Consider the following 14,693-nt stretch of genomic DNA (forward strand, 5'->3'; position numbering starts at 1 on the left):
AAGACTGGACGCAAACGCAGCGACCTTAAGGAGACACTTTGAACATCATCGAGCACTGGATCAACGGCAGCTATGTCCCTGTTGGGGAGAACACGGCGCCGGTCACCAATCCCGCCACGGGGAAAGTCACCGGGCAGGTTGCCCTGGCCACGGCTCAGGACAGTCAGGCGGCTGTGGCTGCCGCTAAAGGCGCCTTCCCGGCCTGGCGGGACACGTCCCTTGCCCGCCGCACCCAGATCCTGTTCTCATTCCGTGAACTCCTCAATGCACGCAAGGATGAGCTCGCAGCAATCATCACCGCCGAACACGGCAAAGTTCTGTCCGATGCCCTCGGTGAGGTCACCCGCGGCCAGGAAGTGGTCGAGTTTGCCTGCGGAATCCCGCACCTGCTCAAGGGCAGTTATACGGAGAACGCCTCCACCAGCGTCGATGTCCACTCCATCCGCCAGCCGCTGGGTCCCGTGGCCGTCATCAGCCCCTTCAACTTTCCGGCCATGGTCCCCATGTGGTTCTTCCCGCTGGCCATCGCGGCCGGCAACACGGTAATCATCAAGCCCAGCGAAAAGGACCCCACCGCTGTCAACTGGATGGCTGAACTGTGGAAAGAAGCCGGACTTCCGAACGGCGTCTTCAACGTCCTTCACGGTGACAAGGTGGCGGTTGACGCGCTCCTGAACCACCCGGATGTCAAGGCCGTTTCCTTCGTCGGATCCACTCCGATCGCCAAGTACGTTTACCAGACCGCCACGGCCGCCGGGAAGCGTGTCCAGGCCCTAGGCGGTGCAAAGAACCACATGATCGTCCTCCCCGACGCCGATCTTGACCTGGCGGCAGACGCGGCAATCAATGCAGGTTTCGGCTCAGCTGGCGAACGGTGCATGGCCATTTCGGCCCTCCTTGCCGTCGGTGACATAGCAGACGAACTGGTTGCCAAGATCGCTGAACGCGCCACCGGACTGCGCACCGGGGACGGACTTCGCGGCTGTGACATGGGACCGCTTGTTACCGCCCAGCACCGGGACAAGGTGGCCGGCTACATCGACGCCGGCGAAGCAGCCGGCGCCACTGTCGTCGTGGACGGCCGGAACATCGCCGCCGACGCTGAGGGCGACGGCTTCTTTGTCGGGCCCACGCTCTTCGATAACGTCACGCCGGACATGTCCATCTACCAGGACGAAATCTTCGGCCCGGTCCTGTCCGTGGTGCGCGTAGATACCTATGAGCAGGCACTGAACCTCATCAACAGCAACCCGTACGGCAACGGCACAGCCATCTTCACCAATGACGGCGGGGCCGCCCGGCGCTTCGAAAACGAAGTGGAAGTAGGGATGGTGGGGATCAACGTGCCCGTGCCCGTGCCCATGGCTTACTACTCGTTCGGCGGCTGGAAGAACTCGCTCTTTGGCGACACCCACGCACACGGTACGGAAGGCGTCGGCTTCTTCACCCGGGGCAAAGCCGTCACCTCCCGCTGGCTGGATCCCAGCCACGGGGGCATCAACCTCGGCTTCCCGCAGAACGCCTAAGACCGGAACCTCGAAAGGAAACTGCCATGACCTCCACCGTTGAGTCCGGACCGGTTCCCGACATTGACTCCGACAGCGCCCGTCGGGCCTATGAGCTGGACCGCAAGCACGTCTTCCACTCCTGGTCCGCCCAGGATCTGCTTGATCCAATGGTCATCTCCGCCGCCGAGGGTTCCTACGTCTGGGACGGGGACGGAAACAAGTACCTGGACTTCACCTCCCAACTGGTGAACACCAACATCGGCCACCAGCACCCGGCGGTGGTCTCCGCCATTGCGGCGCAGGCCACTAAGCTGTGCACGATCGCGCCAAGCTACGCCAATGACGCCCGCTCGGAAGCGGCGCGCCTGATCGCTGAGCGGACCCCTGGAGAACTGGACAGAATCTTCTTCACCAACGGCGGCGCCGATGCCAATGAACACGCAGTCCGCATGGCCCGGCTGCACACCGGCCGACACAAGGTCCTCTCCGCCTACCGCTCCTACCACGGCGGAACCCATCTGGCAGTCAATCTGACTGGGGATCCACGGCGCTGGCCAAGCGACAGCGGCAGTACCGGGACCGTTCACTTTTTTCCGCCCTACCTGTACCGGTCGGCGTTCCATGCGAGCACCCCGGAAGAGGAAAGCGAGCGTGCACTGGCCCACCTGGAGCAGCTGATCAGCCTGGAGGGCCCGTCCACCATTGCAGCACTCATCCTGGAATCCATACCGGGAACTGCGGGTATCTATATGGCGCCGGCGGGGTATTTCGAGGGGGTCCGCGAGCTCTGTACCCGATTCGGCATCGTCCTGATCGCGGACGAAGTGATGGCGGGCTTCGGACGGACCGGCAAATGGTTCGCCGTGGAGCATTTCAATGTGGTTCCGGACCTGCTGACCTTCGCCAAGGGCGTCAATTCCGGCTACGTCCCGCTGGGCGGGGTCGCGATCAGTCCCGAAATCGCGGCCACCTTCGGGCAGCGGGCTTATCCGGGCGGCCTGACGTACTCCGGTCATCCGCTGGCCGCCGCCGCTGCTGTGGCCACCATCAACGCCATGGAAGATGAGCGGATGGTGGAGCACGCAGCGGCACTGGGAGAAACGGTCATCGGCCCTGCGCTCGAAGGCTTTGCGGAGCGGCACAGGTCCGTCGGTGAAGTTCGGGGCGTCGGCGTGTTCTGGGCCATCGAGCTGGTCAGAAACCGCGAAACGCGCGAACCGTTGGCCCCGTACGGGGGTTCCAGTCCGGAAATGAACCAGCTGGTCGCCGCCTGCAAGACCCGGGGGCTCCTGCCGTTCGCCAACTTCAACCGCATCCACGTCGTGCCGCCCTGCAACACCAGCGTGGCAGACACCAAAGCCGGTCTGGCCATCCTGGACGAGGTTCTGGACATCGCCGACGGTTTCGCGGACTGACCCCGGTGGCCGCCGGCAGGCCTCCCGGGGAGGGGCTTAGCCGGCGGCTGTGAGGAACTGCTTCAACAGCGGGCCGGAGGTCGTGGCGCCCAGGCCGCCGTCTTCCACGAACACGGCGACGGCGAGGTCTCCCTGCACCGCCACGATCCAGGCATGCGTCTTGGGCGGGTTTTCGTCACCGAATTCCGCGGTTCCCGTCTTGGCGCCCACCGGCTCCCCGGGAACCTCAGCCAGGAAGCCGGCATGGCCCGAAGTGACAACGGCCCGCATCATGTCGGCTAGCAGCGCAGCTTCCTTGGCTGTCACCGGCTCACCCGCGGCAGCGGGCGAGGGCGACGGCGCAGCCGACGCCGTGGCATCGGCTGCGTTCGCGATGACCAGCTGCGGGGAAACCGGGGCGCCCTTGGCCACCGACCCCGCCATCACGGCCGCGGCCAGTGGCGACAAAAGAACCTTGCCCTGCCCGATCATGGACGCCGCGTGTTCCGTTCCTGCGGCCTCGCCAGGCACCGAACCCAGGAAGGCGTCCGCACCGAGCGAGGGCGCGTCCACCGCAATGCCCAGCGCCGTCGCCGCGGCCTCCAGCTGGGCCTGGGACACGGAATCGCGCGCGGCGATGAACGCCGTATTGCAGGAATGCGCGAACGCATCCCGGAGGGTGACGGATCCCAGCGAACCTTCCGGATAGCCTTCTGAATTCTTGAAAAGGCGGCCGTCCACGGTCAGCGTCGGGGTGCACTGGACCTTGGAATCCGGCGTGAATCCATTGCGGAACATGGCCAGCGAGTCCACGATCTTGAAGATCGAGCCCGGGGCGTATTGCCCCAGCATCGCCGTGTTGTATCCATTGCTGCCGGGGCCGGAGGCAGCAGCAAGGACAGCTCCGGTGGACGGCCGCAGCGCAACGATAGCGGAGGCCGGGCCCACCTTTTCCAGGGTTGTCTCGGCGAGCGTCTGCAAGGTGGGATCCAACGTGGTCTTCAGGGGCTCGCCGGGAGTCGGTTCCACCTCGAACAGGACACGCCGGGGGTCACTGCCGGAGGACTCGATTTCCTCCCGCGTCAGGTCTGCCCGCTGAGCCCGGATGACGACGGCGTCAGCTCCCCTCAGCTGTTCGTCATACCTTTGCTGGAGGCCCCCTTTGCCGATGACGTCCCCGGCTGTCAGGGCGCCTTCGGATGCCTCGATCTCTTCTGCGGACACCTCGCCCACCGTGCCGAGCACAGCGCGGGCGAAGGTCCGGGTCGGTGCCAGCGGAATCGAGTCGGGAATGGCTCGCGCTCCGGGGACCGCCGCGAGCTGCTCGTCCGTGATGGTGCGGCCGTCCTGGCGCAACGTGATGGCCCGGACAAACGCCTCGGGGCCGGCAGCCTCCACCTGCTTCGCGTAGTCGCCGGGGTCCACACCCACGAGCGCGGCCAGTTTGGCGGCTGACGCCGCCGGATCCGCCGTGCCAAGGCGCGGTTTGTCGATGCCGATGTTGACGACCGGTCGGTAGGTGACCAGGGGCGCGTCACCGGCGCCGAGGATGTCTGCCCGGGGTGGTGTCCTGGTGCCCTTGGTGAGGATCTCGCTGTCTGCCAGTCCGGGAGCAAGGGTGCCCGGATCCCAGACAGCCAGCCACTCGCCGTCGGACTTCTTGAAGTTCACCGTTGAGGAATATTTCCACTCTGCGTCTCCGAATGCCCAGGTGACGCTCATCGGCGCGGACGCCTTGTCTCCGTCCAGTGCCAGCTCCCCGGCCTCCACAGCCGGCTTTTGCGGCTCCAGGGCGGCGAAGACGGCTTGGAGCTGTTCGTTGGCGGCGCCAGCATCCTTGCCGTCGAACGCCACGGAGCTGACGTCAAGCGTGGCCAGAGCAGAGGCAAAGTTCTGTGCCGCGGCTTCGGCGTCGCCGCGCCCGTCATCGCAGGAAACCAGCGAAGTTCCAAGAATGACGGCAGCGGCCCCGGCGGAAAGCTTTTGTTTTATCCCCATGGCGCCATTATCGCCTGTTCATCCGGAGCTTTACGCCAGCTTTACGCCTTAAGCCCGAGGTGTGGGACCTCCAGGCCAAATATGTCTTTCAGGGCATATCTTGCGGCATGAAGTCCGGGCATTCCCGTAACCCCGGGCCCAGGCGGCGTGGAGGACGAGCACAGATACAGGCCCTTGACGGGGGTCCGCCACGGAACCGGAGATACGACAGGACGCTGGACGAGCCCTCTGAGGTCCATGACGCCCGCGGAAAAGTCGCCGCCCACGTAGTTTCGGTTGTACTCAGCCAGGCCCGCCGCGGTGACGACGTGCGATTCCAGCACCAGATCGCGAAAGCCCGGAGCGAAGCGCTCCAGCTGGGCAATGACGGCCCCGGTCATGTCCTTGGTCGAACCGGCCGGAACGTGACAATAGGTCCACAGCGTGTGCTTGCCGGCGGGGGCCCGGGAAGGGTCGAAGCGGGACGGCTGTGCCACCAGAACGTAGGGTCTCTCCGGATGCCGCCCGGCGCTTACCTCATTCTCGGCGCGGGCAAGTTCAGCGCGGGTGCCTCCTACGTGGACCGTCCCGGCATCCGCCAGCTCCCTGGCCTGCCACGGAACGGGCCCGGCCAGGATGAAGTCCACTTTGCAGGACCCGCTTCCGTACCGGAACCGCTGGAGGGCGCGGCGGTAGCGGGGCGGCAGGGCGTCTCCGGCCATGGTCAACAGCCCCCGGGGAGCCACATCCAGCAGGGTCGCGCGGGCGCGCGGCAATTGCTCCAGCCGGTCGATAGGTGTGCCCGTGTGGATCAAGCCGCCGTGGTCGATGATGTCCCGGGCCAGGGCACCGGCAATCGAGGCAGAGCCGCCGAGAGGGATCGGCCAGCCCTTCGCATGTCCCAGGGCGCCGAGCATCAGCCCTGCTGCGGATGAAGCCAGCGAGGGCAGGTGCGAGACGGCATGCGCGGCTACCCCGCTGAGCATGGCCGGCGCCGCTTCTTCACGGAACCGGACGTTCCACAGCCCGGTTCCCTGCTCCAGCGTCCTCAGCCCGAAGATGCCAGCCGCGATGGGAGTCCTGGGTACCCGCAACAGCTGGTTCTGCGTGAAATCCATGATGCCGCCAACGTGGCGTACCAGCGGGGCCATCAGCCGCCGGTAGGCGGCCCCGTCCCTGCCCAGTTCGGCAGCGGTCCGCTCCAATGACGTGTAGGACAGCGCGGCCCGGCCACCATCGAGGGGCGAGCCGTAAGACACGTACGGCGTAATCAGCTCCAGCCTGCGGTTCAGCTCGAAGGCACGGAAGAACGGAGACGCCACCGCCATGGGATGCACTGCCGAGCAGACGTCATGGAAATACCCCGGGCGCATCAGCTCCGTGGTCCGTGTCCCGCCCCCAATGGCCCCCGATGCCTCGAAAACTTCGACGGACAGCCCGGCCCGCGCCATGACGGCAGCTGCGGCAAGACCGTTGGGACCTGCTCCAACAACGGCGACGTCAGGCATCGGCACCCGCCTCCGCGCGCTTGCGTGGCCGGCCCAGCCGGAATGCGTCGGACGCCCCGTTGAAGGGTCCGCCCGGTGGATCATCCGCATGCTGCCGCCGGACCGGATCCCGCCGAGGATCATAGATATCCCCCGCCACGCGAACCATCAAATATGCCACCGCGAGCATATGTACGACGACGGCGAGGACGTAGTAGGGCATGTCCAGGTTGTGCTGGGTTGAGCCTGCACTGGTCACCTGACCAAGGTACATCCAGACGGCCGCCCAGTGGAGGCCCTCGATTCCCTGCCACGCCAGAAATTCACGCCACCGTGGCAGGGCCAGGGCGAACAGCGGAACCAGCCACACGACGTACTGCGGCGAATAGGTCTTGCCGGTGAGGATGAACGCCGCCACCAGCAGGAAGAGCAGTTGTGCCAGCCGGGGCCGGCGTGGCGCTGAGAGCGCCACCAGTGCAATCGCGGCGCAGCCCAGGAGGAACAGCCCGGAGGACAACACGTCGACGGATTCGGGACTCAGGGTAGGCCGGTTGAGCCGTTCCGCCAACAGGTTATAGGCAAACCAGAGCGAGCCGTAGCTGGCCTCCCGGTCCGCCAGGAAGCCGAAGTAGTGCCCCCAGCCGGCCCGGTTGGCCACCATGAGCGGAAGGTTCACGGCCAGCCACCCTGCAGCCGCCGCCACTGCGGTCACGGCAAGCGGCCGGTAACGTCCGGTGCGCACGGCCAGCAGCGCAACGGCCACGAGGAACAACAGCGGATACAGGTTGGTCGCCACAGCGAGTCCCACCAGCAGTCCCGACGCCACCAACCGTCCCGTGGCGAAGAAATACATCCCCACGGCCAGCAGGGCCACGCTCCACAGGTCCCAGTTGATGGTTCCCGCCAGGATTATGCCCGGCGCGAGGGCCACGAAGGCTGCGTCCCACGGGCGGCGCCCCGCCAGTCGGGCCGTCGCAAGGACAGCCACCATGGCTGCGCCGGCCAGGAGCACGGCGTTGAGGTCGAAGTAGGCCAGTATCCGGGGGTCCGTCGCACCGGAGCCCGGTACCAGCAAGGCGGTGATCCCGGCGATGAGCGCGGTCAATGCCGGGTACTCTAACTGGCCGGCGGCAACCGGGAACACCCCGTCCGCCAGCCCCCGGCTGCGGAATAGGTCCGGGAGGTCCGAATAGCAGGTGGAATAGAACTGCGAGGGCGTGTCCCAGCCGTTGGCCCGGCAGTAGCCCTTGAGCAGGAGTCCTGCGAAAGCGGCCAGGACGGTCATCAGGATCAGCACGCGTTCCACGCTGAAAACGCCGGGGGAGACCACCCCCGGCTCGGCACGGGTTCCCAACGGCCCGCCGACCACTTCCGTGAAGTTCCGCAGCAGGTGGTCGCTGCGGCTGGGCACCACCAGCCGGGCGTGCGGCGGGTGCTTCTGCGGCTGCGTCTCCTGCATGGCTTCGACCTTACCCGGGGAGGTTACCGGACGGTTACAGTCCCCACCGGACGATGGCGGGTGTCCGCTTGTCCCAGCCCAGCGTGCAGATCTTTGCCGTCCCCAGGATGAAGTGGCGGCCTTCCACCGCGGGCAGTTCGAGCCAGCGCGCGGTCAGGATCCTGGAGAAGTGCCCGTGGGCCACGATCAGCACGTTGTCCATCCCGGACTCCAGCACCCGCGCGATGATCTTGTCCGCCCGCGCGGCAACCTCGTCCAGGGTTTCACCGTTGGGCACCCCGTCGGTCCAGATCAAATAATCGGGGTTGTCCTTGCGGATAAGGTCCGAGCTGATGCCCTCATATTCCCCATAGTTCCATTCCACGGCAAGCGGCTCGTGCCGGGCATCGGGGAACCCTGCCAGCTCAGCCGTACGGCGTGCACGGCGCAGCGGCGAGGTGAGCACCAGGTCAAAGTCCACCGTGTCCAACAGTTTGCGCGCTTCGACGGCCTGCTGCTCGCCCTCAACGGTCAGCGGCAGGTCGGTCAGGCCCGTGTACTGGCCGCTTTTGGACCATTCGGTTTCGCCGTGGCGCAGGATCCACAGCTGGGGGCGGGGGGCAAGGGCGGGACTGGTCATGGGGACTCCTCTGACGGGGAACGGTCGACGGCGGCCGGCGGCGTTTCCGCCCTGGTTTCGGCAGGTGCGGATTCAGGTTGTTCCGCCCACCAGCGCAAGAGCTTCGCCTCGGCTTCCTCGGCGGGCAACGGGCCGTGTTCCATCCGCTCATTCAGGAGGAACTTGTAGGCGCGCCCCACCACCGGGCCGGGCTTGAGGTCCAGGAGGGCCATGATGCGGGCCCCGTCCAGGTCGGGGCGGACCGCGTCCAGGGATTCCTGTTCGCGGATGGCGGCTATCCGGGCCTCAAGGTCGTCGTACGCGAACGCCAGCCGTTCGGCCTTCCGCTGGTTTCGGGTGGTGACGTCGGAGCGGGTAAGCCGGTGCAGCCTCTCCAGGAGCGGTCCGGCGTCCGTGACGTAGCGGCGCACGGCGGAGTCGCTCCAGCCGGCGTCGCCATATCCGTAGAAGCGCATATGCAGCTCCACCAGCCTGGCCACCGCCTTGGTAGTGTCCTTGTCGAACCTCAGGGCTTTCATGCGCTTCGAGGTAAGTTTCGCGCCCACCATGTCGTGGTGGCGGAAGCTCACCGCGCCGCCCGGTTCGAAGCGCCGCGTGGCCGGCTTGCCGACGTCGTGCATTAATGCAGCAAAACGCAACACGAAATCCGGACCCGGGACGGGGCCATCCGCGTCGGTTTCGAGTTCGGCGGCCTGTTCCAGGACCTGCAGTGAGTGCTGGTAGACGTCCTTGTGCCGGTGGTGTTCGTCCGATTCCAGCCGCAGGGCGGACACCTCCGGCAGCACGAGATCCGCCAGGCCGGTGTCCACCAGGAGGTCCACGCCGACGCGGGGGTGGGCCCCGCAGATCAGTTTAACCAGTTCTTCCCGGACACGTTCGGCGGAGATGATGTTGATCCGTTCGGCCATCTGTTCCATGGCGGAACGGACGTCCGGGTGCACCGAAACGCCCAGCTGCGCGGCAAACCGGGCGGCGCGCATCATGCGCAGCGGATCATCGGAGAATGATGCTTCCGGGGCGCCGGGCGTGGACAGGACCGAAGCGTGCAGGTCGCGGACCCCTCCGAAGGGGTCCACCAGTTCCAGAGACGGCAGCTTCAGCGCCATCGCGTTGATGGTGAAGTCCCGGCGGAGCAGGTCATCGGTGAGCGAGGATCCAAAGGCCACCACCGGTTTGCGGGAGTCGGGGTCGTAGGCCTCGGCGCGGTAGGTGGTGATCTCGATCTGGAAGCCGGCCTTGCGCATGCCGATGGTCCCGAAGGCGCGGCCGATCTCCCAGAAGTTGTCAGCCCACTTCTTGATCAGCGCGACGGTCTGGTCCGGCGTCGCGTCCGTAGTGAAGTCCAGGTCCGGGGAGGTGCGGCCCAGGAAAAGGTCACGCACAGGCCCGCCCACCAGGGACAGCTCGTGCCCGGCATCCACGAAACGCTGGCCGAGCTCCAGGACCACCGGGTCCACTTGGAAATCGACGGTGTGGGATTCAATCTTGTGATGTGCGTGCGCCATAGTTACTTAAGCTTGTCAGAAACCGCGCGCCCGTCAGGCCAAAATGCGCGGAAGATCCTCTCTTATCCGCCCGGCCCCGGCGGCTGGCGTCATATGCCGTCCATGTTGGTGTCATGTTCCGGTCATCACGAACGGGCAACAGTCGTTAGAGTGGACTGCATGGCCCATCCAGTACCGAGCGCTCCAGGCAGGAGGACAAACGCACCGTTGCCGTCGGCAATCGGGGCGCATGTCGCCCCTGCTCCGCACTCGGCGCCGGCGTCGCTGCCGACGGTGGAGGAAGTTTCGGCCGGCGGCGTCGTGGTTGACGCGTCCGACGCCGAACTGCGCGTTGCGATTATTGCCCGCTTCAACCGCGGTGGGCGGCTCGAATGGTGCCTGCCGAAGGGCCATCCGGAGGGCAAGGAGACGAACGAGCAGGCTGCGGTTCGCGAAATTGCCGAGGAAACCGGCATTGAGGGCGACATCCTGGCGCCGCTGGGCAGTATCGATTACTGGTTCACGGTCAGCGGCCACCGCGTCCACAAGACCGTGCACCACTACCTGCTGCGCGCCACCGGCGGAGAACTCACCATCGAGAACGATCCCGACCAGGAAGCCGTGGATGTGGCCTGGGTGCCCATCCAGGAACTCGCACGGAAACTGTCCTTCCCCAACGAGCGGCGCATCGCGGATCTGGCCAGGGAAGTCCTCCCCGGCCACCTCTAGGCCCGCCGGCCTCCGTGCCCGTTGCGGTGTTAATCGCCGCCGGGTGAGACGATGAAGTCGATGTCAGCTACCAACTCCTCCCCGGGCACCTCAGGAAACCCCGGCCCAGCCCCTCAGCCTGCGCCCCAGCCCGGCACAGCCAGTGAAACCCGTTCCAGTGCCATCATGGCTGCAGGCACGCTGGTGTCCCGTTTCCTGGGCTTTGGCAAGACGTGGATGCTTGGCACCGCCCTTGGCCTCGGTTCAACGGTCAATGACACGTTCATCAACGCCAACAACTTGCCCAACCTGATCTTCCTCCTGGTAGCCGGCGGCGTGTTCAACGCGGTCCTGGTACCCCAGATCATCAAAGCAAGCAAGGCCCCGGACAGGGGAGCGGACTACATCAGCCGCCTGCTGACTCTCGCCGTGCTGCTTCTGCTTGGACTCACGGCCCTGGTGACCCTCGCGGCGCCCTGGGTGATCGAACTGACCACGCAGGGTTATTCAGGCCAGCAGAAGGCCCTGGCGGTAACGTTCGCCTTCTGGTGCCTGCCACAGATCTTCTTCTATGGCCTGTACGCGCTCCTCACCCAGGTCCTGAACGCCAACGGCGCCTTCGGTCCCGCCATGTGGGCACCCATCCTGAACAACCTGGTGGCCATCGCCGGGCTGGGCATGTTCATCTGGATCTTTGGCACCAACGAACTGTCGCCCCACACGCTGGACAACTGGGGTCCCACCCAGACCCTGTTCGTGGCCGGATTCTCCACCATCGGCGTTGTATCGCAGACCGCCATCCTCCTGATCCCCGTCTTCCGGCTACGGCTTGGACTCCGGCCGCGCTTCGGCTGGCGCGGAGTGGGACTGGGCCAGGCAGCGAAGCTGAGCGTCTGGACGCTGCTGACTGCCGCCGTCGGACAGCTGGCGTTCCTGTACGTCATGCGCATTGCCACCATCCCCGGTGCGGAGCGGCTTCGGCTGCAAAAGGCGGGGGACCCGGCCGCGGCCATGCTGCCCGGCAACGCCGTCCTCGAAGTCGCCAGCCAGCTGTACCTGCTGCCGCACTCCATCATTGCGCTCTCGCTGGCGACCGTCCTGTTCAACCGGATGACCCGCGCTTCCCAGGACGGAGACCGGGATGAGCTCCGGGACGCCCTGTCACACGGCCTGCGCACCATGGCGGTGGCCACCGTTTTCGGAGCGCTGGCGCTCTTTGCACTAGCCGGACCGCTGGGCATGTTCTTCTCCGGAGGCCTGCGGCAGGACGGCGTCATGCTGGCCCAGACGCTCACCATCCTGGCCCTGAGCACGCCGTTCATGAGCGCCAACTTCATGATGTCCCGCGTGTTCTACGCCAATGAGGACGCCCGCACCCCGTTCTACATCCAGCTGCTGCTGGCGCTGGTGTACGTTGCGGGCGCGTTCGCCATCCAGTTCCTGCCGGTGGACCAGATCATCTACGCCATCGCCGTCCTGTATATGGTGGGCAATGTCCTTTCCGTGATCATCAGCGCCATCTTCCTGCGGCGGCTCCTGGGGCACCTCGATGGTCCGCGGATTGCCAACTCGTATATCCGCATGGGCTACGCGGCACTGGGATCGGCCGTCGCCGGGGCCGGCGCACTCTGGCTCCTGGGCAGCTACAGCCCGGACGGGTTCGCCTGGCGCGACCGCATCACGGCGCTGGTCACCGTGATTGTGGTGGGCCCCGTCATGCTGGTGGCCTACCTCCTGCTCCTCAGGCTGTTCCGGGTTTCCGAGCTCCGGGATCTCCTCCGTCCGCTCCTGGGCCGGCTGGGCCGCGGTGGCGGGACTGACGATGAGGACGGACAGCCCCCGCAGCCCCAGCCGCGGGATGGCTACCCCGGTGACCACGGCGGCAATACCCCGGACTCCGCGGAGGATTCGCGCGGCGGGGCTGGGACGCCGCCGTCGGGCTCCCCCAAGTACACCCCGGAGCGCGCCACCACGTCCGTCGACACCGGTCTCATTCCGCGGATTTCCGGGGAATTCGACGCCGTTTCGTTCCGTGCCGGGCCGGATCCGTCGCGTCGTTCGGCCCGCAGGAACGCTGACGACGGCGGCACGAACGTGCCGTCCAAGGGCCCCTACCTGCCGGCTGAGGACCAGCCGGGCACCGCCCGCGGCGGGCTGCTGCGCGAGCAGATCCCGCTGCCTGGCCGGCGTACCTTCCAGGGCAAAGCCGGAGAAAACCCGTATTTCAAGAATCGGCGGCCGCGTAAAAAGTGACGCAGGCGCACCTTCGCGCCCCGCTTCTTCAAGGCGGGGCAGGCTCGATCGGCTAGGATCGGAAAGGTACAGGGGGTAGTTGCAGTCGCAAAGCCGGCCGCTGGCCAGCCCGCGAATCAAATGCCGGCAATCCCGGACAGCATGAGGAGGAACACGTGTCCAACCCGATCGATGTCGGATCAGTACTGGGCGGCCGCTACAAGGTCACGGCCACCGTATTGACCTCGCACGACCACGATCTGGTGCTGGACGGTGTGGACCAGGTTCTGAACCGGCCTGTCAGCATCCTCGTTGCCGGCCCGGAAAACACCGAGCAGGTCGCCCAGAGCGCCCGGGAGGTGGCCACCGGTGAGCGTCCGGGATCAGTCCAGGTGCTTGACCTTGGCGTGACCGAGGATGCCACCTACCTGATCACCAACCACACCTCCGCGGCCGACCTGCTGGACCTGGTGGTTGCCGCCAATCCGCCGTACGTTGAACCGTTCTTCACCGACACCCTCGGCAGCGAGATCTTTGGCCAGGCACGCTCCAACGAACCGGAACCGTATGATGACGACGAAGACGTCGACGCCGGTTACATCGACTACTCCACCGGACAGCCGCGGCAGGTGAATCCTCCGCGGGTTCCGCAGCCGCGCATGTCGCCGGCCGTCCCGCCCAAGCCTCCGGTACGTCCGACGGCGGCACCCGCCGCCGGTGGCGTCGCCGGTGGCGTCGCCGGTGGCGTCGCCGGTGCGGCCGGGGCCGCGGGAGCAGGAGCTGCCGCAGCTTCCGCCTCTGCCGGTGGCCGGCCCGATGCACACACCCGTCCCGTAGAGCGCGCGGACGTTCCCGCGGCCGGGCCCCGGGACGGTGACGCCGGGAAACCCAAGGTTTCACTGTGGTCCGATGAGGACTACGACCAGTCCGACGCACGGTACGAGGACGTGGATGACGAGCCGCAGGACCGGAAACGGCCCGGAATCCTTGCCCGGGCTGCTGCTCCGGCCGCTGCGGCGCGAGCAGCCTTTGCGAGCCAGGACGATTACGAGGATGACGAGCCGCAGCGTGAACCGCGTTCGATGCGTTGGCTGGTCGGGGGACTGCTCGCTGTTGTACTGATCGCCGGTCTCATTTTCGCCCTGACCAACCTGGGCGGGTTGTTCACTCCGGAACCTCGTGCTGTCGCACCCGCCACCACTTCAGGGGCCACAACGGGGGAGGGCTCGGCTTCGGCAACCGCAACCGAGGAACCCACCACTGCGGCGCCCGCCGTACCTCCTGCCATCGATTCCATCAGCCGTCAGGGCGACTTCGAGTTCGCAGCCAACTTCGACGGCGACCTCGTGAAGGCCTTCGACGGCAACGGCGCCAGCTACTGGTCCGACATGGAGTTCGCTACTGACTCCTGGGGCGGCCTGGCCCCCGACGGTGTGCCGCTGGTGGTCAAGCTCAAGAGTCCTGCGACGGTATCGTCCATCACGCTGACCCAACTCGGCGGATCGGGTGGAAACATCACCGTGTACACCAACGACCGGCCCTCCCTGGACGGTGCCAAGGCCGTTGGGACCAATAGCTTCACGTCCACCGATCTGAACATGCCCCTCGCCGAACCGGTGGAAGCACAGTATGTCATCGTGTCTATCAATTCCCTGCCCAAGCTCGCGGCGCCTAAGACCCGGTATGGTTACGGACTGCGACTCGCCGAGGTGAAGGTCCAGTAGTTTTCGGATAATACTGACTGAGCAGCCGTCCAACCCGCCAGGGCTGGACGGCTGCCCGCGAATGCACCCCGGAATAATCGGGGTGGGGTAATAGTTGTGCC

General features: G+C 66.2%; 10 protein-coding genes. 5 read left to right on the forward strand and 5 right to left on the reverse strand.

What is annotated here, in order from left to right; genetic code table 11:
* Positions 1–38: 38 nt before the first annotated feature.
* Complete coding sequence (locus tag ACFWIX_RS12015) at positions 39–1,526, forward strand: CoA-acylating methylmalonate-semialdehyde dehydrogenase (protein ID WP_377216354.1); 1,488 nt, start codon at positions 39–41, stop codon at positions 1,524–1,526.
* A gap of 26 nt (positions 1,527–1,552) precedes the next feature.
* Positions 1,553–2,923: an aspartate aminotransferase family protein gene (locus ACFWIX_RS12020; RefSeq protein ID WP_377216355.1), complete on the forward strand. Its 1,371-nt coding sequence runs from the start codon at positions 1,553–1,555 to the stop codon at positions 2,921–2,923.
* A gap of 36 nt (positions 2,924–2,959) precedes the next feature.
* Here ACFWIX_RS12020 and ACFWIX_RS12025 read toward each other — a convergent pair whose 3' ends face one another.
* Genes ACFWIX_RS12025 through ACFWIX_RS12045 form a run of 5 tightly spaced genes read right to left on the reverse strand, consistent with a single transcriptional unit; the run spans position 2,960 to position 9,949 of the window.
* Entirely contained in the window at positions 2,960–4,900 is a 1,941-nt protein-coding gene (locus ACFWIX_RS12025; RefSeq protein ID WP_377216356.1) for a penicillin-binding transpeptidase domain-containing protein, read from the reverse strand.
* 41 nt (positions 4,901–4,941) lie between these two features.
* Positions 4,942–6,387, reverse strand: a complete 1,446-nt coding sequence (locus ACFWIX_RS12030) for a phytoene desaturase family protein (protein ID WP_377216357.1) — start codon at positions 6,385–6,387, stop codon at positions 4,942–4,944.
* Positions 6,380–7,825, reverse strand: a complete 1,446-nt coding sequence (locus ACFWIX_RS12035; RefSeq protein WP_377216358.1) for a glycosyltransferase family 87 protein — start codon at positions 7,823–7,825, stop codon at positions 6,380–6,382. The genes ACFWIX_RS12030 and ACFWIX_RS12035 overlap by 8 nt, the downstream gene beginning before the upstream one ends.
* Positions 7,826–7,859: 34 nt before the next feature.
* Entirely contained in the window at positions 7,860–8,444 is a 585-nt protein-coding gene (locus ACFWIX_RS12040) for a histidine phosphatase family protein (protein WP_377216359.1), read from the reverse strand.
* Positions 8,441–9,949 carry a CCA tRNA nucleotidyltransferase gene (locus ACFWIX_RS12045; RefSeq protein ID WP_377216360.1) on the reverse strand — a complete coding sequence of 503 codons (1,509 nt, stop codon included), beginning with the start codon at positions 9,947–9,949 and terminating at the stop codon, positions 8,441–8,443. The genes ACFWIX_RS12040 and ACFWIX_RS12045 overlap by 4 nt, the downstream gene beginning before the upstream one ends.
* A gap of 207 nt (positions 9,950–10,156) precedes the next feature.
* Between ACFWIX_RS12045 and ACFWIX_RS12050 the strand changes: the two genes are divergently transcribed.
* The 3 genes from ACFWIX_RS12050 (at position 10,157) to ACFWIX_RS12060 (ending at position 14,592) form a co-directional block, all read left to right on the forward strand.
* The gene (locus ACFWIX_RS12050; RefSeq protein WP_377216402.1) at positions 10,157–10,657 is read left to right on the forward strand and encodes an NUDIX hydrolase; all 501 of its coding nucleotides are present in this window, start codon (positions 10,157–10,159) and stop codon (positions 10,655–10,657) included.
* 60 nt (positions 10,658–10,717) lie between these two features.
* Complete coding sequence (gene murJ / locus ACFWIX_RS12055) at positions 10,718–12,889, forward strand: murein biosynthesis integral membrane protein MurJ (protein WP_377216361.1); 2,172 nt, start codon at positions 10,718–10,720, stop codon at positions 12,887–12,889.
* Between the two features lie 155 nt (positions 12,890–13,044).
* Positions 13,045–14,592 (forward strand): ABC transporter substrate-binding protein, encoded by a 1,548-nt coding sequence (locus ACFWIX_RS12060; RefSeq protein WP_377216362.1) that lies wholly within the window; start codon positions 13,045–13,047, stop codon positions 14,590–14,592.
* Positions 14,593–14,693: the final 101 nt, after the last annotated feature.

The organism is Pseudarthrobacter sp. NPDC058362 (assembly GCF_042723515.1).
Lineage (GTDB): Bacteria > Actinomycetota > Actinomycetes > Actinomycetales > Micrococcaceae > Arthrobacter.